21 protein-coding genes are annotated in these 25,397 nt (G+C 60.2%); 14 read left to right on the forward strand and 7 right to left on the reverse strand.

The genetic code is table 11. From position 1 onward, the window contains the following. Positions 1–334: 334 nt before the first annotated feature. From WNM05_RS10130 to WNM05_RS10140, 3 genes are all read right to left on the reverse strand, one after another. Positions 335–3,466: a hypothetical protein gene (locus WNM05_RS10130; RefSeq protein ID WP_434634672.1), complete on the reverse strand. Its 3,132-nt coding sequence runs from the start codon at positions 3,464–3,466 to the stop codon at positions 335–337. Between the two features lie 54 nt (positions 3,467–3,520). Continuing rightward, positions 3,521–5,563: a hypothetical protein gene (locus WNM05_RS10135; RefSeq protein ID WP_434634673.1), complete on the reverse strand. Its 2,043-nt coding sequence runs from the start codon at positions 5,561–5,563 to the stop codon at positions 3,521–3,523. An 872-nt stretch (positions 5,564–6,435) separates the two neighbouring features. Continuing rightward, positions 6,436–7,758: a DEAD/DEAH box helicase gene (locus tag WNM05_RS10140; protein ID WP_434634675.1), complete on the reverse strand. Its 1,323-nt coding sequence runs from the start codon at positions 7,756–7,758 to the stop codon at positions 6,436–6,438. A 449-nt stretch (positions 7,759–8,207) separates the two neighbouring features. Here WNM05_RS10140 and WNM05_RS10145 point away from each other — a divergent pair, with 449 nt between their 5' ends. Both WNM05_RS10145 and WNM05_RS10150 read left to right on the forward strand, forming a co-directional pair. Further along, a complete protein-coding gene (locus tag WNM05_RS10145; RefSeq protein WP_434634678.1) occupies positions 8,208–9,284 on the forward strand; it encodes an EAL domain-containing protein in 1,077 nt (358 codons plus the stop codon). A gap of 61 nt (positions 9,285–9,345) precedes the next feature. Further along, entirely contained in the window at positions 9,346–10,170 is an 825-nt protein-coding gene (locus WNM05_RS10150) for a hypothetical protein (protein ID WP_434634680.1), read from the forward strand. Between the two features lie 81 nt (positions 10,171–10,251). Here WNM05_RS10150 and WNM05_RS10155 read toward each other — a convergent pair whose 3' ends face one another. Beyond that, the gene (locus tag WNM05_RS10155) at positions 10,252–11,049 is read right to left on the reverse strand and encodes a response regulator (RefSeq protein ID WP_434634682.1); all 798 of its coding nucleotides are present in this window, start codon (positions 11,047–11,049) and stop codon (positions 10,252–10,254) included. Positions 11,050–11,081: 32 nt separating this feature from the next. After that, positions 11,082–11,303, reverse strand: coding sequence for a hypothetical protein (locus WNM05_RS10160; RefSeq protein WP_434634684.1), 222 nt, complete (start codon positions 11,301–11,303; stop codon positions 11,082–11,084). Between WNM05_RS10160 and flgB the strand changes: the two genes are divergently transcribed. From flgB to flgL, 11 genes are read left to right on the forward strand one after another with little or no spacing between them, the layout of a single operon-like run. Next, positions 11,302–11,712 carry a flagellar basal body rod protein FlgB gene (flgB, locus tag WNM05_RS10165; RefSeq protein ID WP_434634687.1) on the forward strand — a complete coding sequence of 137 codons (411 nt, stop codon included), beginning with the start codon at positions 11,302–11,304 and terminating at the stop codon, positions 11,710–11,712. The two genes, WNM05_RS10160 and flgB, sit on opposite strands and share 2 nt — an antisense overlap. A gap of 4 nt (positions 11,713–11,716) precedes the next feature. Continuing rightward, positions 11,717–12,127, forward strand: coding sequence for a flagellar basal body rod protein FlgC (gene flgC / locus WNM05_RS10170; RefSeq protein WP_101707740.1), 411 nt, complete (start codon positions 11,717–11,719; stop codon positions 12,125–12,127). Between the two features lie 24 nt (positions 12,128–12,151). Then, positions 12,152–12,874 (forward strand): flagellar hook assembly protein FlgD, encoded by a 723-nt coding sequence (locus WNM05_RS10175; protein ID WP_434634691.1) that lies wholly within the window; start codon positions 12,152–12,154, stop codon positions 12,872–12,874. Between the two features lie 41 nt (positions 12,875–12,915). Further along, positions 12,916–14,160: a flagellar hook protein FlgE gene (gene flgE / locus WNM05_RS10180; protein WP_434634694.1), complete on the forward strand. Its 1,245-nt coding sequence runs from the start codon at positions 12,916–12,918 to the stop codon at positions 14,158–14,160. A 22-nt stretch (positions 14,161–14,182) separates the two neighbouring features. Continuing rightward, positions 14,183–14,923 carry a flagellar basal body rod protein FlgF gene (locus WNM05_RS10185; protein ID WP_434634695.1) on the forward strand — a complete coding sequence of 247 codons (741 nt, stop codon included), beginning with the start codon at positions 14,183–14,185 and terminating at the stop codon, positions 14,921–14,923. 36 nt (positions 14,924–14,959) lie between these two features. After that, positions 14,960–15,742 carry a flagellar basal-body rod protein FlgG gene (gene flgG, locus WNM05_RS10190; protein WP_434634698.1) on the forward strand — a complete coding sequence of 261 codons (783 nt, stop codon included), beginning with the start codon at positions 14,960–14,962 and terminating at the stop codon, positions 15,740–15,742. A 47-nt stretch (positions 15,743–15,789) separates the two neighbouring features. Further along, complete coding sequence (locus tag WNM05_RS10195; RefSeq protein ID WP_434634699.1) at positions 15,790–16,473, forward strand: flagellar basal body L-ring protein FlgH; 684 nt, start codon at positions 15,790–15,792, stop codon at positions 16,471–16,473. A 22-nt stretch (positions 16,474–16,495) separates the two neighbouring features. Continuing rightward, positions 16,496–17,596, forward strand: a complete 1,101-nt coding sequence (locus WNM05_RS10200; RefSeq protein WP_434634702.1) for a flagellar basal body P-ring protein FlgI — start codon at positions 16,496–16,498, stop codon at positions 17,594–17,596. Positions 17,597–17,639: 43 nt separating this feature from the next. Next, entirely contained in the window at positions 17,640–18,599 is a 960-nt protein-coding gene (gene flgJ / locus WNM05_RS10205; RefSeq protein WP_434634704.1) for a flagellar assembly peptidoglycan hydrolase FlgJ, read from the forward strand. Positions 18,600–18,648: 49 nt separating this feature from the next. Further along, positions 18,649–20,436 carry a flagellar hook-associated protein FlgK gene (gene flgK, locus WNM05_RS10210; protein WP_434634706.1) on the forward strand — a complete coding sequence of 596 codons (1,788 nt, stop codon included), beginning with the start codon at positions 18,649–18,651 and terminating at the stop codon, positions 20,434–20,436. A gap of 30 nt (positions 20,437–20,466) precedes the next feature. Next, complete coding sequence (gene flgL, locus WNM05_RS10215) at positions 20,467–21,393, forward strand: flagellar hook-associated protein FlgL (protein WP_434634708.1); 927 nt, start codon at positions 20,467–20,469, stop codon at positions 21,391–21,393. A gap of 64 nt (positions 21,394–21,457) precedes the next feature. Here flgL and astE read toward each other — a convergent pair whose 3' ends face one another. Next, complete coding sequence (gene astE, locus WNM05_RS10220) at positions 21,458–22,447, reverse strand: succinylglutamate desuccinylase (protein ID WP_434634710.1); 990 nt, start codon at positions 22,445–22,447, stop codon at positions 21,458–21,460. Between the two features lie 455 nt (positions 22,448–22,902). Here astE and speA point away from each other — a divergent pair, with 455 nt between their 5' ends. Then, on the forward strand, positions 22,903–24,783 hold the full coding sequence (gene speA / locus WNM05_RS10225) for an arginine decarboxylase (protein WP_434634712.1): 1,881 nt from the start codon (positions 22,903–22,905) through the stop codon (positions 24,781–24,783). A 48-nt stretch (positions 24,784–24,831) separates the two neighbouring features. Here the strand turns inward: speA and WNM05_RS10230 are convergent, their stop codons facing one another. Then, positions 24,832–25,356, reverse strand: a complete 525-nt coding sequence (locus tag WNM05_RS10230) for a GNAT family N-acetyltransferase (protein ID WP_434634715.1) — start codon at positions 25,354–25,356, stop codon at positions 24,832–24,834. Positions 25,357–25,397: the final 41 nt, after the last annotated feature.

Raw genomic sequence — 25,397 nt, forward strand, 5'->3', positions numbered from 1 at the left:
CCATGGCACCTCGTTTCTTGCCGGAGCCCTGGGTCTTTGCTTCGGCAAACCGCGACACGGTCGCTTGTCTTCTGAAAAGTGCCTTCTTCTCGTCTACAATCCTCGAGGCCTTGCCCCGCCTGACCGGTATCGGCCGGGCGGGGCGCAGGCATCGCAGGTGGCGACGACCTGGTATTTAGAGCGGCTAACAAAATCCCAGATGCGGCTGCTTGTATACGCGGCGCGGGCGGGGCTGAATACCCTGATCGGCAAATAGTGTATATAAACATTCTTGCTCTTGAATCCACACCATTTCGTTGCCAGTTGATTTGATTCATCTGAGCGGAAAATCGATTCATATTATTTCTCCAGCCTTAAACGCATTTACAGCTCCGTTGTGCTTGGTTTCAGGGATCATTTTTTGAATCTGTGGAAATTTTTCTGTAATTTCTTGATTAGGCCAGATCACAATGCCACTGGAAAATCTTGTGGCGTCATGTAATAACATGGTGAGACTTTTATCTGAGAAGAAGAGGAGAAATTCAAATCCGTCATAGGATTTAGCTCCATCAATCGAATTGTTTTCAACTAGCGTGTCTACCATTTTATCCAAACCAAACTGATAGACACCCAGATTGGCAACTGCATCAATTGTCTTGTTGAAGCCCTGAGCTTTCAGCTCTGGAAATAGCGATAAAGTAGGCTGCTTTTTTTGAATAAAAATACCTTCCTGCAGATCTATTACACAACAGTCCAAGCCGGATATCAGTAAGGTGCTGCTGGCGATATCGCAGCACGCGTCGATATAATTAAATCCCAGTGCGGTAAATTGACTTAACGGTTTATTGATCCAGGCATACCAGTTATTCGCTGGCTGATTTTCTGAGATGGGTATGCATTTGGCGTTGGGGAAGTCAGCGCTGTCAGCTAGCAGGGAGTTGAAATATGCGCCATTGCTGAATATGAAAAGATCATTTTCTTCTTTACCATTTTTCCCAGTTCTGAAAGCCGAGCAGATCGCATCTACGGCACCGGTATGGGGTACGTTATTATTGGCAGGCAAAAACAAATCAAAGGGGTTGCTGGAGATAGGGAGAACGTTGGCTTTTTCTCCTTTCAGTACATCCTCGATAATGAAACTCAACTTGGGAGTAAATACAGCTATCTTCCCCTTGGTGGCTTTTTTTTTCGAATTGGAATAAACGGAGCGGATGTAGATCTTGGATGCTGCATTTTCGATTGGCGTCAGCGTCAGATTGCCAAATAAAAATGGCGCTTCGGCATTGCCGTAGCTGGGAAGGTAGCAGACGGAAAGAACTATGTTTGAGTCGCCATCGAATGGCAAAAAACCGAATGGTTGATTAAAATCATAAATGTAGAAATCAGCCATTTTTTCATCACCATACAGCCCTTTGAAGCTAAAGTCATTTTTCTTGTCAAGCGGTGCGCTGGCTGATAATAGGCCGGTAATAAGAGGTTGGCTGGCTATGGATAGCGTATTGCCGCCGTCACAAATGGCAAAATACCCGGTGGCTGTCGATGCCTGGTCAATGGGATTGGCAATCAGCTTGGCAGTCCAAAGCGTGCGTTTGGACGACTGTTGCTTGAAGGTAAGGTCAACGTGTTTATCGATAGAGACAATTTTTAGTCCAAGCAGGGGATCGCTGTGGTGGGGAATATGTTCAGCGCTGGTTTGCAAAGCTTCGGCAACCAAGCCGCAAAAAGCATCCAGTGTGAAAGTGGCATCGATACTATTAACAACTTGATAGGCATAGGATGATTGGTCTCGCATGACCAGCCCGCCAATTCTCAAACTATCGCCATTTTTCAGACCATCGGCTGCATCGGAGTAGACTTCCCCAGTATTGGGCGTCAAGTCGAATAAACCTGAGAAAAAGAAACTGCTTAATCCATTTTCTATGCTTCCATGCAGGCAGATGCTGTTTCTATCGGCCCAGTTGTCGGATTCTGCTGTGAGTTTCCCTTCTAGATAGAAAGTCTTGTAGTGGCGGTACATTCCAGCTCTATAGCTGGTTTTTCTTTTATCGAACTCATCCTCACTTTCACTCTTCCCCTCTTTGACGGGTTCAAAGCCGAAGTCGATCGCACCAATGCCGGTTGTGAAGTTGATTGCGCTTGCACAGGTAACCCCATTGCTTGGAAATGTATAAGTCTTGCGATATGAATCGTTCAGTTTGGGATCCAAATAGAATGTTTTTTCTACCGGCTTGGAAAAGGGGTGATGCGCACTGGTTGCTTGTAATGCATAGCAAGTGACGGGTGTTTTAAGTTGATCTGCTTTTTTATATTCTGAAACATAGGAAGAGCCGAATGCATCTTTATGGAGGATGCTGAACTGAAGAATATGATCCAGCAGGGTGTAGCTGGTAAGGCTGATCGGAGGAGATGGGCGTTCCCAGTAGCCAACATCCTGGCTATTTAAATAATTTCCATCTTTGTAAGTTTTCAGGGATTTGGAAAAGACTTCTGTTGTTATTCTAGCTCCGGTATTGATGCCTTTTACTGATGATAGATAGGATCTTGCGATAATTATCCATGAATTAATTCCATTGCTGACGAGTGTTTGAATGGCTTGGTGGTAGCGATCCCAATTATTTCCATCCTTTTTGATAAGTCTTTTTACTCTTTCCAATAGTTTTTGATGTGTGGATTTGATGAATTTATCGGCATCTTCCTCATTGGCTTTGATAAATTCGGCATGATTTTCTACCAATACTTTCGTAGTCAATAGTGAGTGATAAGCACTGAGCCGGTAGTGGCACATATCAGCATAAATGGCCAGTGCCATCCAGCCACAGTTATCACCGACTATGCAAAAACTGAAGTCATATGTTCCAAGCTCGGTGAAGAGTGAAATGTATTCTTGAATGAGTAATGTATGTTTTGATATGTCCGGCTCATCAGTCAATGCATTCTCTAAGCTCAAACCCTTACTAATAAAGGAACTATATTTATCGGCTAGATCGTTTCGTTTCGATATGACCAATTCCAGATCATTTTTTGATATTTTTGCGTCGATCAGTTTTGTGATTTCCTCCAGCTGATCTTTCTGTTCATTGGTATTTAATACTTGAAATAATATTGACAGGACGCCGCCGGTGACTGGGCCGACAAAGGGAATTTCCGATGCAATGGCAATGGTTAAGGTTTCCCCCATATTTTTTAGCAAGCCTATGCTGTCAAATTCGCCTTTCGAGTTGACTACCTGGCTTCCCGCTACACCACCAAAGCTTAGTAAAGTTGAGAAAGTATGACCAATTCCCTTGAGCTTCCCAGTGAAGTAATTATTTTTAGGCAGTAGACTCAGTTTTTCTGAAAATGAGGTTTTTATCCGGCTTGTCGATGAATCAATGGTCGTGGTGGTCACCCCCTTTTTTTTGGCGGTTTCAGCGATATGGTCAATTATTTTATTAAAATCATTTTGAACTTGCTTGCTTGCGGTTGCAAAATCTGGGGCGGTTTTCATCACGTATCATCCTGTTAAATTGAATACAGTACGGCTAGGAGCGTGTAGAAATTTTCAGCCCTTGGTCTCTCTTTCCGCCATGTCCTGGAGATGGTTTTTTATGTCTTCAATTCTATTTTTTAATTCGGCAATCTCTTCGGAGATGTTGAGTGTCAGGGTTTTGTAGTCGTTGTAATTCGGGGTTGGCAAGCTGGCACTGAGCACCTGTTTATTCAAATTGTCAAAATCATGGTTGAATGCATCTAGCTGCGACTGATGGTTCTGGGTGTATTGGTTAATTCGATCAAAAAGTGTAGAGAGTTTGACTTTGTTATTGCTCAAGAAATCGCTTGTTGCTTGTGTGCTTATAATGAAACTGTCTACTGTTTTTACTAACTCGTTTTTTATTTTCAAACCTTCTGCGCTTGTATTGGCAATCTTAGCTATATCGTCATGGTATTGTGTAATGATGTCTGTCAGATTTGTACTGAGGTTTTCACCAGTCAGCATTTGTTTCAAGTTGATCACTTGCTGATTGGCCTTCAAGATAAGCGTGTTGGCCTTTTTTATCGAGGATTCGATTTTTTGTCCGGTGCTGTACAAAATAAATTGTACTTTGAAGGCACTGGCCGCCTCGGAGCCTATATAGTTTTTGATGGTATCGATATGAGCTTCGAACGTGGAGGGGGATTGAGCGACATTGTATGCTGCTAGCAGCTCTCGCGTTGGTTTGATGATTTTTTTTATAAAGTCGAACCCGTTTAATTTTTTTATGATGTCCACGGTTTTTCCAAGCGTTGGCTCTCTTGCTGTTTCTGTGACTATCAAGTTATCAGTTTCAATTTCTGCAGTATTGATTTCAGAATCCAGATCATCATCCAGTGGAATGGATTGAGCATAGTCATTATTGAAGAAAGTCCTTCCCAGTCTTGGGAACTGCCGGCTGAGTTTTTTACCGCATGCATATCTTCGCATCAGACACCAGCCCATTACGCTGGCAGCGGTTACCAATATGCCTAAAAAGGAAAATCCAAGCTTGGTTTTCCATTGTGCATCGTCAGGTGTAGCCGCTTTTTCTTTAGTAGATGGAGGCGGAGACTTTGGGTCTGGTTTTTTGCTGTTCTCCTCAGTTTTTATTTCATCTGGAATGCCTAGCGCGCCACGATTTAGATATTCTCCAATGAATATGGTAATGATGCTTTCCGGATTCGCATCGTTATGTGTCAATGTATTCAAACCTTGATAAATGATCTTGCGCTTCAGCCATGCCGGCTTAAGCTTGATTTTTCCGTTACTGTTGGTGAATACGCCATCTTTGTAGAGTAAATCTATTGGGTCGTGCCCGCTCATGACAAATTGAACTTTGTAGCCGCCATTATCGTTGGCGCCAAGTGGAAGCTCTCCGACCTTCGGCGAGGTGATCTTGATTTGCGCCACCACTTGAAGCGGGGGTTTGATTTTCTGATCAAGCTCGCTGTCGCCGGCGTCGTAGACATGGTATGTCGGGCCGGCGTCGTGCAGGAGTGCATTGGGGAAGCGATTGATATAGCTGGCTACGATGGCAAACGAGGCCAGGCTTTGTAGTGTCTGTGTGGTTTTGTTTTCCGTTTTCTGATCCACACCGAGCGTGTTGTTGATGTAGCTTATGATCAGATTGTTCGCCTTGCTCCATTGCAGAATGGGCATGGTTTTCATGAGTATCTGATTGAAAGAGGTGGCGATTTTTGTGCTGGGATCTGCCCAAACCTGTTTCAGGTATTTGAGAGCCAGCATGGTTTGATCTGGCGCATCTTTGGGAATGGTCGATTTGGCGTATTTGCCTGTCTCGATATCGAGATCCAACTCTTTTTCGGAAATTGGGAAAAGGTCGCTTTCCCGAGCGAAGATGACGTTCCAGTCCTTGTCGGCATCGTAAGCAATGTCCAGCGTCTCGCTGACTTCCGGCTTCAAGGCAAAACTGCTCTGTGCTTCGAGATAGCGCAGATTTTTTGCCTGATATAGCGATTCATCATTTTCTTCTTCATTGGCTGAAGAGGAGGGCGATGGCGAAGCATCAAGAATTTTTAGCGTTTCCGCTGACGAGTTTTCAACGGGCCATGGGGCCTGAATATTGGGCACGATATTCTCCTGTACTGTAATCGGATTTCGATTTAGACCCGCTAACAAAACCCCTGACTCTGCGTTGAACCTCCTTGTCGTACTCTCTGTACTGCCTGCGTCAGCCGTGAAACTGATTTTTGTTAGCCGCTCTTAGACTCGCTAACAAAACCCCTGATCCTGCGTTGCGCCTCCTTGTCGTACTACTTGTACTGCCTGCGTCGGCGCGCCTTGGCTCAGGTACGCTGCGCGGTTTTGTTAGCGGCTCTTAATACAAATTGATGCTAGCTCCACCACCAAAATCCAAGCGGCATTCTGAATAAGTTCGGATATTTCTTATGCATAACGACGGCGCGCGTTTCGCCGCGCTCCCGCGGGAGTGCGGTCGTGCTTTGGTGTCACCGCCTGCTGGGAACGGGGCTTTGGAGGCTTTGGATTGGCGCTTTAGACCCGCTAACAAAACCCCTGATCCTGCGTTGCGCCTCCTTGTCGTACTACTTGTACTGCCTGCGTCGGCGCGCCTTGGCTCAGGTACGCTGCGCGGTTTTGTTAGCGGCTCTTAACAGTGGCTGGCAAAATTGCTGATGCGGCGTTGCGCCGACTTGTCGTACTCAAGTGCTGCCTGTGTCGGCGCGCCTTGGCTCAGCCGTGAGACTGATTTTTGTCAGCCACTCGAAGAGCGTAATGCCGGGATATGGTCGTTCTGGCGGGGTATTGGGTGCGGCGGACACGTCGCCGTCCGCCGGCATCGCTCGTTTGCGGCATTGGAGGGATGCGTGGGCTTCCGGATGGGGGGCTGGCTGGCGGCGAGCGCCGAACTGTCGCGGTCTGGTTCTGCGGGCATGAAAAAACGGCGGGATGTCCCGCCGTTTTCGTAGTTTGGAGCAAGCCGCTTATTGCGCGTTGTTGCGCGGACCGCGATTGCCCTGGTAGCCGCCTTCGCGGCGCTGGCCTTGATAACCGCCTTCGCGACGGTTGTTGCCGTAGCCGCCGCGGCCGTTGCCGCTGCCATGGCGACGGTCACCGTAGCCACCGCGGCTGTTGCCGCCGTTGCGGCGCGGGCCCTTGGGCGGACGACGGGTCGGTTCCATGCCTTCGATCACGCCTTCGGTGATCTGGCGCTTCAGGTACTGCTCGATGCGGCGGACCTTGTGGAATTCCTTGGCTTCGGCCAGCGTGATGGCGGTGCCGTCGCGGCCGGCGCGGCCGGTACGACCGATGCGGTGAACGTAGTCTTCGGCCTGCTTCGGCAGGTCGAAGTTGACCACGTGGGTGATGGTCGGCACGTCGATGCCGCGGGCGGCGACGTCGGTGGCCACCAGCACCTTGATGCGACCGCGACGCAGATCGTTCAGCGTACGGTTACGCCAGCTTTGCGGCATGTCGCCGTGCAGGCAGGCGGCGGAGTAGCCCTGGTCGGACAGCTTGTCTGCCAGTTCCTCCGAGTAAGCCTTGGTCGCGGAGAAGATCACGCACTGGTCGAAGCCGGACTCCTTCAGGATGTGGTCCAGCAGACGATGCTTGTGGTTCAGGTCGTCGGCGTACAGCAGGTGCTCTTCGATGGTGCCGCCGGAGCTTTCGGTGCGGGCGATCTCGATACGCTGAGGATCGCGGGTCATCTTTTCAGCCATGCGGCCGACGATGCCGTCCAGCGTCGCGGAGAACAGCACGGTCTGACGGGTTTCCGGCGTGGCCTTGACGATGGCTTCGATGTCGTCGATGAAGCCCATGTCCAGCATGCGGTCGGCTTCGTCCAGCACCAGCATTTCCAGGCGGGAGAAGTCGATGCGGCCCGAACGCATATGGTCCATCAGACGGCCCGGAGTGGCCACGATCAGGTCGATCGGGCGCGACAGCGCGCGGATCTGGTAGCCGAAGGAGGAGCCGCCGACCAGGCAGGCGGTCTTCATCCAGCGCAGGTCCTTGCCGTATTCCAGCGCGTTCTTCTCGACTTGCTGAGCCAGCTCTCGGGTCGGGCACAGCACCAGCACGCGAGGACCGTTGCCGCGCATGGTGGAGCGCTCGGACAGCTTGGTCAGCGCAGGCAGCAGGAAGGCGGCGGTCTTGCCGCTGCCGGTCTGGGCGGAAACCAGCAGGTCGCGGCCGGCGATGGCGGCCGGAACGGCTTCGGCTTGAACCGAGGTCGGGTTTTGGTAGCCGGCGGCTTCCAGCGCGCGCAGGATGGTCGGGGCGATGCCCAGATCGGAGAACGTCATGATGTCCTTTCAGGCCGGCTGTGGCCGGCGTCACTCTTAAAGCCAGGTTTCGTGGCGGTTATACGGCGCCTGTGGCCGTAACTCATCGGCACTAACCTGGCAAGCGGCGAACAGCGGTCCAGTCGAATCAAAACGACGACATTGCATGGACGAAGCCTGAAAATGGTCAGGGACGATGAAGAACTCACTCGGGCGAGGCGTGGTTTGGATTTGCCCGGTGAAAATACAAGAGGCCGGACTATACGTTAATTTCCGGCCCGTGACAACAGTTTTCTACAATCTGGCCGCATAAGTATTTGATTGTTTGTAGCTTGACTGATGGCTATTCGCAAAATAACGCCGGCCTGGCCGGGGCGGGCTGCGCCGGCTGTCGCCGGCCGCTACACTGGAGCATGACGAGCCGCGCCGGTCGGGCCGCGCGGCGGGGCAATGGGTGAAGCGGGCGTTCGATGACGAGAAAACTGACGCGGCGCTTGTCGCTGCACGCGTTGCGGCGCAGGCCCGCCGCGGTGTACGCCGCGATGATGGCCGCGACCGGCGTGCCGGCCGCGTCCTTGCTGCTGCTGCAGGGCTGGTGGCTGTCCGGCGGCGGGACGTGGTGGCGGCCGGGCTGGCGCGAGGTCTTGCCGAGCGCCGAGGCGTTGTCGCTTGCCTTGCTGCTCGGCGCGATGCTGGCGGGCTGGCTGCTGCGAGGCGCCGGCGTCCGCAATGCCAGCGAGTGGGAGATACTTGAGGGCATCCGTCTGCAGGAGTTCTTCGCCCATTATCAGCCCATCGTCACCGCCGGCGGCGGCGAGTGCGTCGGCGTCGAGGTGCTGGCGCGCTGGCGCCATCCGGTCCAGGGCAATGTCCGGGCCGATCTGTTCATTCCGGCGGCGATCGATGCCGGTCTGATCATGCCGTTGACGCGCTATCTGTTGCGGCGCGCGGCCGACGAGCTCAGGCAACTGGTGTTGCCGCCCGGCTTCATCGTCGGCATCAATATCGCCGGCGAGCATCTGGAGCGGCCCGAGCTGGAGGGTGATTGCGGCGAGTTGCTGGAGGTGCTGGACGGGAAGCAGGCGGTGCTGGTGCTGGAGTTGACCGAGCGGACGCCGCTGCGGGACGCGCCGGACACGCTGGACAGGGTCCGCCGGCTGCGCGCGCGCGGGGTCAGGCTGGCGCTGGACGATTTCGGCGCGGGCCACGCGGACCAGGCCTATCTGCAGCGTTGGGGCTTCGACTACCTTAAGGTGGAGAAGGGCTTCGTGTCGGCCTTGGGGCGGGAAACGCTGCGAGGCAACGTGCTGGACGGCTTGTCTCAGGCGTCCGAGCGGATCGGCGTGCGGGTGATCGTCAAGGGAGTGGAGACCCAGGGGCAGCAGAACTATCTGAACGCCAAGGGCTTCGAGCTGCTGCAGGGTTTTTACTTCGGCAAGCCGATGGCGCTGAACCATTTCCGCCAGTGGCTGTACGCCGGGATCATTGAGGAGCGGCGCAATGCCGCCCAGCGGCCGCTGGCGCGCGGAGGCCGGTCCGGCGATTGAGCCGTCCGGGCCCGGGGCTGCTACAATGCGGCCCTTTTTCGTTTTCTAAGGGATCACAGGAATGCAGTACGCCGTGCAGCGCTACGCCGCCACCCGACCGTGGGCCAAGCGGATCGGCCAGCTTTACGTCCAGGCGGCTCAGCCCGCCGAGGCCAGGGCGCAGATGAAGGACGCGATCAAGCGCGAGCTGGAGCGGGCGGCGCAGGTGTTCGAGATTCCGCAGTCGACGATAGTCTGCGAGTTGGCGCTGGCCGAGGCCTGGGGGCATTTCGTCTGCCGCGGACGGGTGGTCTCCCATCTGGACGACGCGCTGGCGCAGGCGCTGGCGCATACCCGGCAGCCGGCCAATCTGCCGGATGCGCTGACGCTGCCGGCCGACGCCTTTTTCCTGCATGTGCCGGGCGAGGGCGGCGCCTTCGTCGTTCATCAGCCGGAGCGGCGTGCGCTGCTGCTGACGCTGGTGCGGATGGGCTTCGCGCCCGACGGCGTCAACTGGCTGCAGGCGGCCGATCAGGTGGAGCTGGCGCGGGTCGAGTATCCGGGCGAGCTGGCGCCGCAGCTGGCGGCGGTCGGCGACGGTTGGCAAGGCTTGCTGGCTTCGGTGCTCAACGGCCTGGCGATGATGACCCAGCCCAAGCTGCGGCTGAGCAAGGAGTGGGAGGCGTCGGCGCCGGCCGAGTGGGTGGCGGCCGCCTCGCACCCGAGCTGCGCCAAGACGCGGCAGAAGGCGCGCAGCCAGTTGCTGAAGAGCGGTTTCGGCGAGATCACCTTCTGCCGGGTGGACGAGCTGGTCGCGGGGGCGGGCTATGAGGGGCAGGGTTATTGGCGCCGGCAGGCGGCCGGCAGCGGCGGACATTCCCGCCTGGTGTGGGTGGCGCCGCGCTGAGTCACGGGGCGACGGGCCGCTTTCCGTGCCCGGCCTCCGGTGGAACACGGCCGCTGCCACAAAAAGACCTTGAACGGGCTCTCAGTATTCGTTGAGCAGCTGCCGGATCAGGTCGCGTATCTGGTCGACGTCGAAAGGCTTGCGGCAGCAGGCGGCGACGCCGGCGTCGTCCAGCTCGTCCTGGCTGGCGTGCTCGCTGTCGCTGGTGATCATCAGCACCGGCGCGTCCGGCTGTAGGCCGCTGGCGCGGATGTGGCGCGCCAGGTCCAGTCCGTCCATGCCCGGCATGTGGTAGTCGGTGATGATCAGTTTGAACGGTTCCTGCTCCAGATAGGGCAGGGCCGCCTCGCCGCTGGCCGCCTCGCAGAAGTGTTCGAAGCCCAGCCGTTCCAGCACCTGGCGGATGTGGTGGCGAGAGGTGCTGCTGTCGTCGACGATGAGCACGCTCATCAGCGCCATGTCGGCATCGACTTCCGCGCCCAGGCTGGCGCCGTTGATCAGGCTCATCGCCGATTGCAGCGCCTTTTCCAGCAGCGGGGCGTCGAACGGCTTCGGCAGAATGGCCAGGCTGCCCGCCTGGCGGATGGTTTCCAGCCGTTCCGGATTGGTCTCGCTGGAGATCAGGATGAAGGGCAGGTCGTACAGGTCCTCGCTGTCGCGCAGCGCCTGCACCAGATCGCTGCCGGTCATGTCGGGCAGGTGATAGGCGCTGATGACCAGATTCGGGCGGCGCTCGCGCGCCTGTTCTATCAGCTCCCCGCCGCCGGGATGGACTTCTATCTGGGCCGCGCCCAGGTCCTGCAGTGCCTTGGTGATGATCTGCGCCTGCACCGGCGATGGCTCGGCCAGTGAAATCAGTAATTGGTCCAGGGCCAGCATCGTTCCACTCCCGTCTTCTTGGCTTGATTGCATTATTGACGTTTTTTCACGAAATGGCCGGCAAGGCGAGAAAAAGCGCGTGAGCGGCACTGGGCGCCTGTTTCGCGGCAGGCGGCAAGTTTTGCCGCCCGTGCGCGGCGGTGTCGGTTTTTGTCGTCCAGTCGTTTTCCTCCTTGCTTGAAAAACAACGGTTTGCGGAGGTTTTTCAGGCTGGCACGATTTGTGCTTATGTTGTCCGCCAAGGAGATGCCCATGTTAGACAAGATTGCCCACTATTTCGATTTCCAGCAGCGCGCGCTGAATCTTCAGGCCTATCGGGCCGAGGTGATCGGCAGCAATATCGCCAACGCTGAAACGCCTTATTACAAGGCGGTGGATTTTGATTTCAAGGCAGCCTTGCAGGCGCAGCAGGACAAGCAGGGCCGTCTGGCGATGACGGTGACGGACCCGCGCCACATGGGCAACGACGCCGGCGGCGCGTCCGCTACGGCGCCCTTGCAGTACCGCAGCGCGGTGCAGCCCAGTCTGGACGGCAACACGGTGGACATGGATGTGGAGCGCGGCGCCTTCGCCGACAACGCCTTGCAATACCAGACCACGCTGACCTTCCTGGGCAAGCGCATCAGCAGTCTGAGTTCCGCGATTCAAGGTTCCGGGAGCTAATTAAGTGTCTCTGTCGAATCTGTTCAATATTTCCGGCTCGGCGCTGTCGGCGCAGTCGATGCGGCTCAACGTGGTGGCCAGCAATATCGCCAACGCCGAAAGCGCCACCAGCTCCACCGGCCAGCCGTACAAGGGCCGTCACGTGGTGTTCACCGCGACGCCGGTGGACAACTCGCAGCCGCAGGTGGCCGGCGTGCGCGTCACCGCGGTGGTGGAGGACCAGACGCCGCCGCGCTTGAAATACGAGCCGGGCAATCCGCTGGCCGACGAGCGTGGCTATGTGACCATGCCCAATGTCAACGTGGTGGAGGAGATGGCCGACATGATCGCCGCCTCCCGCGCCTATCAGAACAACGTTGAAATGATGAACACCGCCAAGAGCCTGCTGCAAAAAACGCTGCAGCTCGGCCAGTAAACCAACTAGTGGAGGATGACGGTCATGGCATCTGCTACCGGCAACAGCTTCAACTACAGCAATCTGAACAATCAGCCGGTGCCCGGCGCGTCCGGCATCCAGGCCGTCAACGGCTCGTCCTCCGGCAATACCGCGTCGGCCGCCAGCGCCCAGACGCTGCAGAACAACTTCCTGAGGTTGCTGACCGCGCAGCTGAACGCGCAGGATCCGCTGAATCCTATGGACAACAGCCAGATGACCAGCCAGATGGCGCAGATCAGCCAGGTGTCCGGCCTGCAGACGCTGAATCAGACGATGCAGCAGCTGGTGACCGCGCAGAACTCCACCCAGTCGCTGATGGCGTCGTCGATGATAGGCAAGAACGTGATGGTGGCCGGTAATTCGCTGCCGTCCCCGGCTTCTGGCCAGACCACCCAGGGCGGCGTGGTGTTGAACGGTCCCGCCGCCTCGGTGCAGATCAGCGTGCTGGACAAGAACAACAATGTGGTGGATTCCGTCAGCCTGCCGAATCCCGGCGCCGGCCTGAACACCTTCAACTGGGACGGTACCGACGGCAAGGGCAATGCGCTGCCGTCCGGCAACTACACTTTCCAGGTCAAGGTGATCCAGGCCAGCGCCGGCGGCAGCACCACCGCCACCGCCTACAACACGCAGCAGGTGAAGGCGGTGAGCTGGGCCAGCGGCGTGCCGATGCTGGTCTTGCCGAACGGTTCGGTGCCGTTGTCCAGCGTAGCGCAGATGTCCTGATTCGCCCTGTCGTGAATCTAGCTTGAGTCAAGGAGCAGCAAATGGGTTTTCAACAGGGTTTGAGCGGTCTGAACGCCGCGTCCACGCAGCTGGACACCATAGGCAACAACATCGCCAACGCCAACACCGTCGGCTTCAAGAGCTCGCGTACCGAGTTCGCCGACATCTACGGCAACAGCCTGTACGGCATCACCGCGACCACGCCGGGCATAGGCGTGCAGGTGCAGGGCGTGACGCAGAACATGGGCGGCGGCAACCTGGAGACCACCGGGCGCAGTCTCGACCTGGCGATCAACAACAGCGGCTTCTTCATGATGGGCCTGCCGAACGGCACCCAGGCCTACAGCCGCAACGGCCAGTTCCAGGTCAACAACCAGGGCTATATCGTCAGCACCACCGGCAACTACCTGCAAGGCTGGACGGCCAACTCGTCCGGCAATATCTCGCAGGGGCCGGTCGGCAATCTGCAGCTGACCAACACCTCGGTGCCGCCGGTGGCCACCAGCAAGATGAATCTGGCGGTGCAGCTGGACTCCACCAAGAAGCCGCCGGTCAACACGCCGATCAACAATCCGGCCGATCCGAACTCCTACACCTGGACCAATAACCAGACGGTGTACGACAGCCTCGGCAACTCGCACCAGATGACGCTTTACTATTCGATAGGCACGGCCACCCCCGCCGGCAACACCTGGACGGTCAGCGCCTATGTCGACGGCAACGCGGTATCGGCGCCGAATCCGAACACCTTCAATATGGTCTTCAATACCAGCGGCGTGCTGACCAGCCCGACCGCGCCGGTGGCGATCACCTTCACGCCGACCACGCTGAACGGCGCGGCGGTGCCGCAGACGGTCAACGTCAACTTCGCCAACTCGACGCAGATCGCCCAGACCTCGGCCACGCTGACCACGACGCAGGACGGTTCGGCGCCGGGCACGCTGCAGGGCATCAACATCTCGAGCAACGGCCTGATCCAGGCCAGCTTCTCCAACAGCCAGACCAAGACCATCGGTCAGGTGGCGCTGGCCAACTTCGTCAATCCGCAAGGCCTGCAGGACATAGGCGGCAATCTGTGGATGCAGACCGGCAACTCCGGCGGTCCCACCGTCAACCCGCCGGGCGCCGGCAATACCGGCACGCTGTCGTCGGGCCAGGTGGAGGATTCCAACGTCAACCTGACCAACGAACTGGTGAACATGATCACCGCGCAGCGCTACTACCAGGCCAATGCGCAGACCGTGAAGACCCAGGACACGTTGATCCAGACCCTGCTCAACATCTGATCGGCGAAATAGAGACTGAAGCATGGATCGAGTGCTGTTTCTGGCGATGACCGGCGCCAAGCATGAAATGTGGCAGCAGGCCACCACGGCCAACAATCTGGCCAACGTCAACACCAACGGCTTCAAGGCGGACCTGGCCGCGTTCCGCGCCTTGCCGGTGGTCGGCGACGGCGCGCCGACGCGGACCTATGTGGTGGACAACACCATAGGCTTCGACGCCAGCCAGGGCAGCCTGCAACACACCGGCAACCCGGCCGACTTCGCGCTCGGTTCGCCGGGTTTCTTCGCCGTGCAGGGCGCGGACGGCCAGGAGGCCTATACCCGCGACGGCGGCTATGTGCTGGACGCCAACGGCATGATGCGCACCCGCACCGGCCTGGTGATCCTCGGCGACGGCGGTCCGATCACGGTGCCGGCCGGCTCCTCGGTGCAGCTGGGCAACGACGGTTCGGTGATGGCGGTGCCGCAGAACGGCAACGATCGCGCGCCGCAGCTGGTCGGGCAGATCAAGATGGTCAATCCCGGCCCCAAGGACGTCTACAAGGGCGAGGACAGGCTGTTCCACGTCAACGGCGGCGGCACGCTGCCGGCCAGCGCCGATGTCAAGCTGGTGCCCGAGACGCTGGAGTCGTCCAACGTCAACTCGGTGGACGCGCTGGTGCAGATGATCTCGCACGGCCGCCAGTATGAAATGAATATCAAGATGATGCAGACCTCGCAGCAGAACGACCAGCAGGCTGCGCAGTTGCTGTCGATGAACTGACGGCATCGCTGAAAGAACAGACAAGGTAGAACCGCCATGATGCGCGCACTGTATATCGCCAAGACCGGCATGGACTCCAGCCAGTTCCAACTGGATGTGGTGTCCAACAACTTGGCCAACGTCAACACCATAGGCTTCAAGCGGGGCCGCGGCGTCTTCGAGGATCTGTACTACCAGACGCTTCGCCAGCCGGGCGGCCAGCTGGCCAACGGCAACGCCAACCCCACCGGCCTGCAGCTGGGCACCGGTTCCGCCGCGGTGGCGACGACGCGTATCTTCGCCCAGGGCGTGCCGCAGCAGACCGGCCAGCCGCTGGATCTGGAAGTCAACGGCGAGGGCTTCTTCCGCGTGCTGCAACCGGACGGCACCACCGCCTACACCCGCAACGGCGAATTCCAGCGCAACGCCAACGGCGACGTCGTCAATGCCGACGGCCTGCCGCTGAACCCGAACATCAATATCCCGGCCACCGCGCAGCAGATCACCGTTTCCGCCGCCGGGGTGGTGCAGTACACGCTGGCCGGCGCCACCGCGCCGCAGACCGCCGGCACGATTCTGCTGACCACCTTCATCAATCCCCAGGGCCTGCAGAGCCTGGGCAACAATCTGTATCTGCAGACCGCCGCCTCCGGCGACCCGCAGGACGGCAACGCGCAGACCGACAGTCGCGGCTCCATCCAGTCCGGCTTCCTGGAAACGTCCAACGTCAACGTCACCGAGGAGCTGGTCAATATGATCACCGCCCAGCGCGCGTTCGAGATGAACTCGCGCGCGGTGACCACCGCGGACCAGATGCTGCAGAAGCTGAGCAATATGTAAGGCGGCGCGGGCAACGCCCGCGCGGCTGTTTTGACGGGAGCATGGCAATGAAGATCCGATTGGCGATGATGGCGATGGCGGCGGCACTATTGGCCGGCTGCGCGGTGCAGGAGCCGCAGCTGGTGCAGGGGCCGACCACGGCGCGGCCGCAGCCCAGGCCGGTGGGCCTGCCGGCCAACGGCTCGATCTTCCAGGCGGCCAGCTACCGGCCGATGTTCCAGGACGCGATGCCGGTGCAGGTCGGCGATACGCTGCAGATCACCATCCAGGAAAACTCCTCGACCTCGCAGTCCGAGCAGACCACCGACACCCGCACCTCGGCGCTGACGTCCAACATCACCGCCGGCGTCAAGATTCCCTTCCTGCCCAGCGGGCTGGCCGGCGGTCTCGGCGGCACCAATTTCAACAGCTCGGGTTCGGCCAACAACACCGGCAAGGGCAACAACCAGGTGGCGACCAGCTTCATCAGCTCGATCACCGTCACCGTGATCGACGTGCTGGCCAATGGTAATCTGGTGGTCAGCGGCGAGAAGATGGTGCGCATCAACAGCGATACCGAGTCGATACGGCTGTCCGGCGTGGTCAATCCGCGCGACGTGGCGCCGGACCGCACCGTGTCTTCGCTGAAACTGGCCGACGCGCGGGTCGAGCAGCAGACCAAGGGCAACAACCGTCTGTACAACGAGCCGGGCTGGCTGTCGAAATTCTTTATGTCGCTGCTGCCGATCTGATGGCGGCGGCGGGAGCGGCTTGATGAAAAAATGGATTGTGCTGGCCAGCCTGTTGCTGGCCGCGGCATGGCCGGCGTGGTCGGCGCAGCGTTTGAAGGACATCGCCAATATCGGCGGCGTCCGTCCCAACCAGTTGATAGGTTATGGCCTGGTGGTCGGTCTGGACGGCAGTGGCGACAAGGTCACCTCGTCGCCGTTCACCGGCCAGGCGATGATCAATATGCTGAACCAGCTCGGCGTGCAGGTGCCGCCGGGAACGAAGATCGATCCGAAGAACGTGGCGGCGGTGACGCTGACCGCCACGCTGCCGCCGTTCGCGAAGCGCGGCCAGATGCTGGACGTGACCGCCTCCTCGTTCGGCGACGCCAAGAGCCTGCGCGGCGGCACGCTGCTGCTGTCGCCGCTGAAGGGCGCCGACGGCCAGATCTACGCGATGGCGCAGGGCAATGTGGTGGTCGGCGGTGCCGGCGCCTCGGCCGGCGGCAGCTCGACCCAGATCAACCAGCTGAGCGTCGGTCGCATCCCGGCCGGCGCCACCGTCGAGCGCGAGGTGCAGACCGCGCTCGGCGACGGCGAGTTCATCCACCTGGAGCTGCAGGAAGCCGACTTCACCACCGCCAATCGCGCGGTCCAGGCGATCAACCGGGTATTCGGCGCCGATACCGCGCGCGCGGTCGACGGCCGCCTGATCGAGGTGAGGGCGCCGTTCGACAGCAACCAGCGCGTGCAATTCCTGTCGCGGATGGAAAATATTGCCGTCGATCCGGCAGATCTTTCCCCGCTGGTCATCATCAACGCCCGCACCGGCTCCATCGTGATGAACCAGGCGGTCACGCTGGGCGCCTGCGCGGTGTCGCACGGCAATTTGTCGGTGACGATCAACAACACGCCGCAGGTCAGCCAGCCCAATGCCCTGTCCGGTGGCAAGACCACGGTCACCAACCAGGCCGACATCACCATCAACAGCACCAGCGGCAAGGTGGTGGGTTTGAAGGGCGGCGCCAACCTGGCCCAGGTGGTCAACGCGCTGAACGCGCTGGGCGCGACGCCGCAGGATCTGATCTCGATCCTGCAGGCGATGAAATCGGCCGGTTCGCTGAAGGCGGACCTGCAGATTATCTGATTCTTGGCATGCTTATTGCTGTAACGGCGCCGAGGAGCAAGATATGATCGCAAAGTTTCAGGGAGTCGTGCCGCAGGATGCGATGAGCCATCAGCTGGCGATCGACCCCGTCAGCATGCAGAAATTGAAGGCCAAGGCCAACAAGGATCCGCAGTCCGCCGCGCGCGAGGCGGCCTCGCAGTTCGAGGCCCTGCTGATGAACACCATGCTGAAAGGCATGCGGGCGACGCATTTCGACGAGACCGAACAGTCCAACAGCATGGACACTTTCCAGAGCATGGCCGACCAGCAGCTGGTCCAGGGCCTGTGCGCCCGCGGCGGCATCGGGCTGGGCGACATGATCTACCGCCAGATCGCGCGCCAGTCCGGCTTTTCGCCGGAAGACAGCCAGCTGCGCGCGCCGCTGCAGAGCCACGGGCCGGCGTTGTCGGCGCAGCCGATAGGCGGCCACCGCGTGCTGCAGGCCTACCAGGAAGCGCAGGCGGCGGCCTCCGGCGCGGCCGCGCAGGCTTCGGGCACCGCCACGACGGCCGGCGGCGGCAAGTCCTTCGTCAACGGGCTGATGCCGCACGCGCGCGGCGCCGCCCAGGCGCTGGGCGTGGCGCCGGAATGCGTGGTGGCGCACGCGGCGCTGGAAAGCGGCTGGGGCAAGCGCACGATACGCAACGCCGACGGCTCGGACAGCCACAATCTGTTCGGCATCAAGGCCGGCGCGGACTGGCAGGGCAAGACCGCCACCGTGATGACCACCGAGTACAGCGGCGGCGTGGCGCAGAAGCGGATGGAGACCTTCCGTTCCTACGACAGCTACGCCGACGCCTTTTCCGATTACGCCAAGGTGCTCAAGGGTTCGTCGCGCTACCGCAATGTGCTGAACCAGGGGCAGAACATGTACGGCTTCGCCCAGGGCCTGCAGAACGGCGGCTACGCCACCGACCCGCGCTACGCGCGCAAGCTGGTGGACGTCGCAGCCAGTCTGGCGCAGCAAGTGGCCAGGTCCTGATCAAGTTCGGGCGCCAGCGGCCGATAAGGGAATGGAGAGGGGATAAATCATGTCAGTCGTCGGAGCGGACATATTCGGTATCGGCCTGAGCGGTCTGAACGTCGCCCAGAATGCGTTGTCGGTGACCAGCAACAACATCGCCAACTCCAATACGCCGGGCTACAACACCCAGTACGTCACCCAGGCAGACCGCCAGCCGCAGAACGCCGGTTTCGGTTTCCTCGGCCAGGGGGTCGACGCGACCAATGTGCTGCGCAGCTACAACCAGTTCCTGGTGGGTCAGCTGCAGACCGCCCAGACCAACAGCAGCTATTACACCACCCAGTTCCAGCAGCTGAGCCAGATCAACTCGATGATCGCCAGCTCCACCCAGAGTCCGAGTCCGGCGATCCAGGATTTCTTCAGCGCGATGCAGACGCTGACGCAGCAGCCAGGCTCGCTGCCCAGCCGCCAGAACGTGCTGAGCATGGGCCAGGCGCTGGCCAGCAAGATCACGTCGATGAACTCGCAGCTGGTGCAGCTGCAGCAGGGCGCCAACGGCCAGATCGCCAACTCGGTGAAGAGCATCAACGCGCTGGCCAGCCAGATCGCCACGCTGAACCAGCAGATCGGCGCGTTGACCGGCGGCAATCCGAACACCCAGCAGCCGAACGGCCTGCTCGATCAGCGCGACCAGGCGGTGCTGCAGCTGAACCAGCTGGTCGGCGCCTCGGTCAGCAAGCAGAGCGACGGCTCGTACACGGTCTATATCGGCAGCGGCCAGACCCTGGTGACCGGCAACACGGTCAATCAGCTGGCCACCCAGAGCGACCCGAACAATCCGGCCAATCTGCAGGTGGGCTTCACCAATCCGAATAATACGCTGACCATCCTGCCCGACACGCTGCTCGGCAGCGGCCAGTTGGGCGCGCTGCTGAATTTCCGCGACAACGCGCTGGTGCAGACGCAGAACCAGCTGGGCACGCTGGCGATCAATTTCTCGGCGGCGATGAACTACCAGAACCAGCTGGGCATGGACTACAACGGCCAGCCCGGCGGACCGATCTTCCAGGATCTGTCGTCGTACGCCAGCAATCCGCAGTACGCCGCCGGCCAGTTCGCCGTCGTGATGTCCGATCCGACCAAGCTCGCCACGGCATCCAATCTGGTGCCGACCGGCGGCACCGGCGGCAGCGGCGTGACGATGAGCGGCGTCTGGTCGTCGCTGCCCGGCACGTTCCAGACCGATATCAACAAGACCCCGCCGGTCCTGGACTCCGTCGCGCAACACCCGTCCACCGGGCTGACCGGCATGACCATCACCGCGTCGGCGACGACGCCGGTGACGATGACCGCGACCATCGCCGGCACCAACGGCGGCGGGCCGTACAATGTGGTGGTGGACCCGTCGCTGCCCAACAGCTACAAGCTGCAGACCACGGCGACGCCGCCGGTGGATGTCGGCATCGGCTTCCAGCTGTCCGGCGCGCCGGGCGCCAGCCAGACCTTTACCGTCGGCCCGGCGCCGGTCGGCACGAAGTCGCTGGGCGACGGCAACAATCTGCGCCAGCTGACCGCCCAGCAGAATATCGCCCTGGTCAACAATCAGTCGTACCAGACCTATTATTCGACTACGGTGGCGTCGGTCGGCAACCAGACCAATACCTCCAGTCTGCAGAACACGGCGGCGGCGAGTTCCTTGCAGCAGGCGACCACCGCCAACTCCAATGCTTCCGGCGTGAACCTGGACCTGGAGGCGGCGAACCTGATCAAGTACCAGCAGTCCTATCAGGCCTGCAGCAAGGTGATACAGATCGCGCAGTCGACCTTTTCCAACATTCTCAACATCATGTCCTGACGTGGATAGTCATTTTGAAGGAGAGCGGCGATGCGCATCAGTTCGTCTACTCTGTACCAGTCCGGCGTAAACAATATGTCGAATCTGCAGGCCCAGCTGCTGCAGGTCAATATGCAGATCGACAATCAGAAGCGGGTGGTCACGCCCGCCGATGATCCGGTGGCCGCCGCGCGCATCGAGCTGTTGAACACTTCCAGCGGGCAGAACGACCAGTACCAGAAGAACACGCAGGCGGTGTCGTCCTGGCTGTCGCTGTCTGACTCCACGCTCAGCAGCGCCGTCAACCTGATGAACGCGATGAAAAGCCAGGCGATCCAGGCCGGCGACGGCAGCCTGTCCCCGGTGCAGTTGCAGCAGATCCAGAAGACGGTCCAGGAAGGCATCAACGAGCTGGCCGGCTACGCCAACTCCACCGACGGCAACGGCAACTATCTGTTCAGCGGCAACGCGGTGACCACGGCGCCGTTCACCGTCAATCTGGCGGGTTCGCCGGCGGTGACTTACAACGGCGACAACGGCCAGCGCAGCGTCCAGATCAGCTCCTCGCGCACGATGACGATCTCCGATCCGGGCAATGCGGTGTTCGGCACGCCCGGCGGCAGCGCGACCGGCGCCTTCGACTCGCTGGTCAATCTATACAATCTGCTGGGGCAGAACCCGCAGCCGGCCAATTACGCTGCCCAGCTGAACACCGTGATCAACCAGATCACCTCGGCGACCCAGCAGATTTCGGTCAGCCAGGCCTCGGTCGGCGCGCGCGAGCAGGAGAACGCCAATCTGCAGAGCATGAGCAGCAGCCTCAACCTGCAGTACAACACCAGTATCGGCGACTTGCAGAACCTGGACATGGCCAAGGCGATCTCGGACTTCACGATGACGCAGACCTCGTTGCAGTACACGCAGAAGACCTACGCCCAGGTGTCGCAGCTATCGCTGTTCAACTACATCTCCAGCTGAGCGCGGGCGCGCCGGCGCATCAATGAAAAACGGGCCGCGATGCGGCCCGTTTCGTTTGCGGCGTTCAGTCCAGCCGCACCGGCTCGACGATGATGCCGGCGCGCAGGCCCGGCTTCACCGTCGGGTTCGGAAACAGGATGCGCTCTTCGCCGCCGCTGGCGACATAGCGGATGTCGCCGTCGTCGGCGATCAGCATGCCGTCGGCCAGCGGCGTGAAGTTCTGCACGTCGTCGGCCAGATGGAGCCGGAACGCCTCGCTGTGCTTCAGCAGATCGTATTTGGCGCGGAACAGCGGCAGGTCGTCTTCGCGCAGCGGCGCGATCTCGGTCCGCGGCTCGGTCAGCAGTCGGCGCAGCGCCCGGTCTATGCCGGCGAAGCGGGACAGCTCGTTGTGGCCGAACGGCCGCGCCTTGCCCAGCTCCAGCGTGAAGGCGTCGGCTTCGCAGTGGCGGCTGGTGTGGTAGCTGAAGGTGTTGGCCGGCTGGCTGTGCAGCAGCACCGCCTCGATGCCGCACTGCTGCAGCCAGGCCAGTTGCTCGCGGTTGTGGGCGCGCTGGTGCGGATACGGATAGATGGCGAATTTCTCGAAGGCCGAGCCGCGGATGGCGGTGTGCAGATCGTAGTGCAGCCGGCGGCCGGCGGACTCGGCGAAGAAGGCGGCGGCCAGCGCCTCCAGCTCGGCGGCGCGGCTGGCCTCCGGCAGTTCCGGCTGTTTGGCGTGCGCGCCGTTGAACAGGCGGTTCATATCGTAGTTCTGGTAGCGCACGCCGGCGCGGATGGCGTCCGGATTGGCGAAGATCACCAGCAGCCGGCAGCGCAGCGCCAGCCGGCCGGCGGCGATGTCGTCGAGTATCGCGTCGACGACCTCGATCGGCGCGGTCTCGTTGCCGTGCACGCCGCAGGACAGCAGCACCGAATCGGCGCCGTCGCCGGGCGGATCTATCTGCACGCAGCCGGAGGCCGGCCAGCGGGCGGCGAGGCCGCCGGGCAGCGGCCAGCTGGCGGCGGCGTCGGCGGAGAGGGCGTGTTGCAGGAAGCGGCTGTGTGGCGTCATGGCGTGTGCGGTCGGGTTGCGCGATGGCCGATTGTAAACCCGGCCGCGGCCGCAGTCATGCCGCGCGGCGGCGGCCGGGTGTTGCGTATATGGTGAAAACGGCGCTTCGATGTCGAAAATTCGCTGACCGGACGCGGCGTAGGAAGATTGTCGCTTGTCATTGCTGACGGCCGGTGTGGCATGCAATCCATTGTTTTGACTGCCTGGAATTTTCGCGATGCGGACGACGGTCGGCGCGGCGCGGCGCCGCCGTCATTGAGCGCCACGGAACGGCAACATTTTTTTACTTGTCAATCAGCGAGATGTTGTTACAATCCGCGCTCGTTTGCGCTGTGCAACAACTACAATTCACTCTGTTTCGCTCCGACATCCCAGGCCCACATAAAAGCTGTAGAGCCCGAAAGCCGTGCACTAAGGAGCGGGGTTATCCATCATAAGTTCTGAGAGGAAAACTCATGGCTTGGTCTGTGGCTGATAGCCGGAGCCTGTACGGCATCCGGCATTGGGGGGCTGGTTATTTCGACGTCGGCGACAACGGCAATATCGTCGTGCGCCCGAATGTGCGCCAACGCAAGGACATCGATCTGTACCGCCTGGTGCACGATCTGGGCGGCAAGGGCCTGGACCTGCCGCTGCTGGTCCGTTTCCCGGACATTCTGCAGGACCGCGTCGCCCGTCTGTGCGGCGCCTTCGACAAGGCGATCGCCGAGCAGGGCTACGGCAACCGCTACACCGCCATCTATCCGATCAAGGTCAATCAGCAAGAAGCGGTGGTCAAGAGCATCATCGCCACGCCCGACGTGTCCATCGGCCTGGAAGCCGGCTCCAAGCCGGAACTGATGGCGGTGCTGGCGCTGGCGCCCAAGGGCTGCACCATCGTCTGCAACGGTTACAAGGACCGCGAATTCATCCGCCTCGCGCTGATGGGCGAGCGCCTGGGCCACCAGGTCTTCATCGTCATCGAGAAGGAGTCCGAGGTCGAGCTGGTGATCGAGGAGTCCGGCAAGCTGGGCGTGCGCCCGAATATCGGCCTGCGCGTGCGGCTGTCGTCGCTGGCCTCCAGCAAGTGGTCCGACACCGGCGGCGAGAAGGGCAAGTTCGGCCTGTCCGCCGGCCAGCTGATCTCGGCCGTAGACAAGCTGACCGCCGCCGGCCTGGCCGACTGCGTGCGGCTGATGCACTTCCACATGGGTTCGCAGATCGCCAATATCGCCGACTACCGGCTGGGCTTCCGCGAGGCGATCCGCTACTTCGCCGAACTGCGCGCGCTGGGCATGCCGGTCGACCATGTCGACGTCGGCGGCGGCCTGGGCGTCGACTACGACGGCACCCACTCGCGCAACGACAGCTCGATCAACTACGACATGGACGAATACGCCCACGTGATCGTGTCGATGCTGTCCGAGTTCTGCGCCGAGAACGGCATCCCGCATCCGCGCATCCTGTCCGAATCCGGCCGCGCGATGACCGCGCACCACGCGGTGCTGCTGATGAACGTCACCGACGTCGAGCGGCTGCCGGATTCCGTGGCCCGGGTCGACGACGTCGAGGCGCTGTCGCTGCCGCTGCGCAAGCTGGTGGAGCTGGCCAACCTCAACGACGAGGAACTGGTCACCGAAATCTACTACCGCGCCAGCCACTGCGTGTCCGAAGTCAGCGAGATGTACGCCGAAGGCCGGCTGTCGCTGAAGGAAAAGGCGCTGGCCGAGGATCTGCACGCGACGCTGTGCCGCCGGCTGCACAATCAGCTGCAGGCCAGCCAGCGCTCGCAGCGCCAGGTCTACGACGAGCTGACCGACCGCCTGGCCGACAAGTACTTCTGCAACTTCTCGGTGTTCCAGAGCCTGCCGGACACCTGGGCCATCGACCAGGTACTGCCCATCATGCCGGCGCACCGTCTGGCCGAGCAGCCGACCCGCCGCGCGGTGTTGCAGGACCTGACCTGCGACTCCGACGGCAAGCTGAAGCAGTACGTCGACCAGCAGAGCATCGAGTCCAGCATGTCGGTGCACGAGGTGAAGCAGGGCGACGAGTACCTGATCGCGGTGTTCCTGGTGGGCGCCTACCAGGAAATCCTCGGCGACATGCACAATCTGTTCGGCGACACCGACTCGGTCAACGTCTATGTCCGCGAGGGCGGCGAGCTGGAGATATCCGGCGTCGAGGAGCACGACACCATCGAGGACATGCTGCGCTATGTGCACCTGTCCCCGGAGGATCTGATCAACCGCTACGAGGCCAAGACCCGCGAATGCGACCTGTCGGCCGATGAGCGCAGCCAGTTCTTCGCCGAGTTCTGCCGCGGTCTGAAGCAGTCGTCCTATCTGGCCGTCTGACCGCTGTCTGTGTCGGAATCAAAAAACCGGGCCATGCGCCCGGTTTTTTTATCGGTCGTCGCCGACGGGGACGAAGTAGAGGCTGGGGCCGTCTATGCCCGGCAGGTCCAGCGTGCGGTCGTAGCGCAGGCCCAGCTTTTCCAGTACCCGGATCGAGCCCTGATTGTCGGGCGCGGTGATGCCGACCACATAGGCCAGGTCCAGCCGGTCCCGGCCGTGTTCCAGGCAGGCGGCGCCGGCCTCGCAGGCGTAGCCTCGGCCCCAGTGGCGTTCAAGGAAGGCGTAGCCGATGTCCGGGTGCGGCAGGCTGTCGCGCTTGACCAGGCCGCAGATGCCGACCGGGATGTCGCCGTCGCGCAGCGCCACCCGCAGCAGGCCGTGGCCGTGCTGCAGATAGCTCGCCTGCGGACCTTTTTCGATGTAGTTGAGGGCGCCGGCCAGATCGCGGACCGACTTGTCGCCGATATTGGCGATGAAGGCCGGCTCGTTCAGCAGTTCCAGGATGAAGGCGGCGTCGCCGCCGTCCAGCGGACGCAGCCGCAGGCGGGGCGTTTCTATTTCTAGCGATTGCACGGGTGTCGACTCGGTTGGTGGGGCCGACTCCAGTGTGCCAG

Origin of the sequence: Chromobacterium sp. CV08 (assembly GCF_051129845.1) — a bacterium.
Taxonomy (GTDB): Bacteria; Pseudomonadota; Gammaproteobacteria; order Burkholderiales; family Chromobacteriaceae; genus Chromobacterium.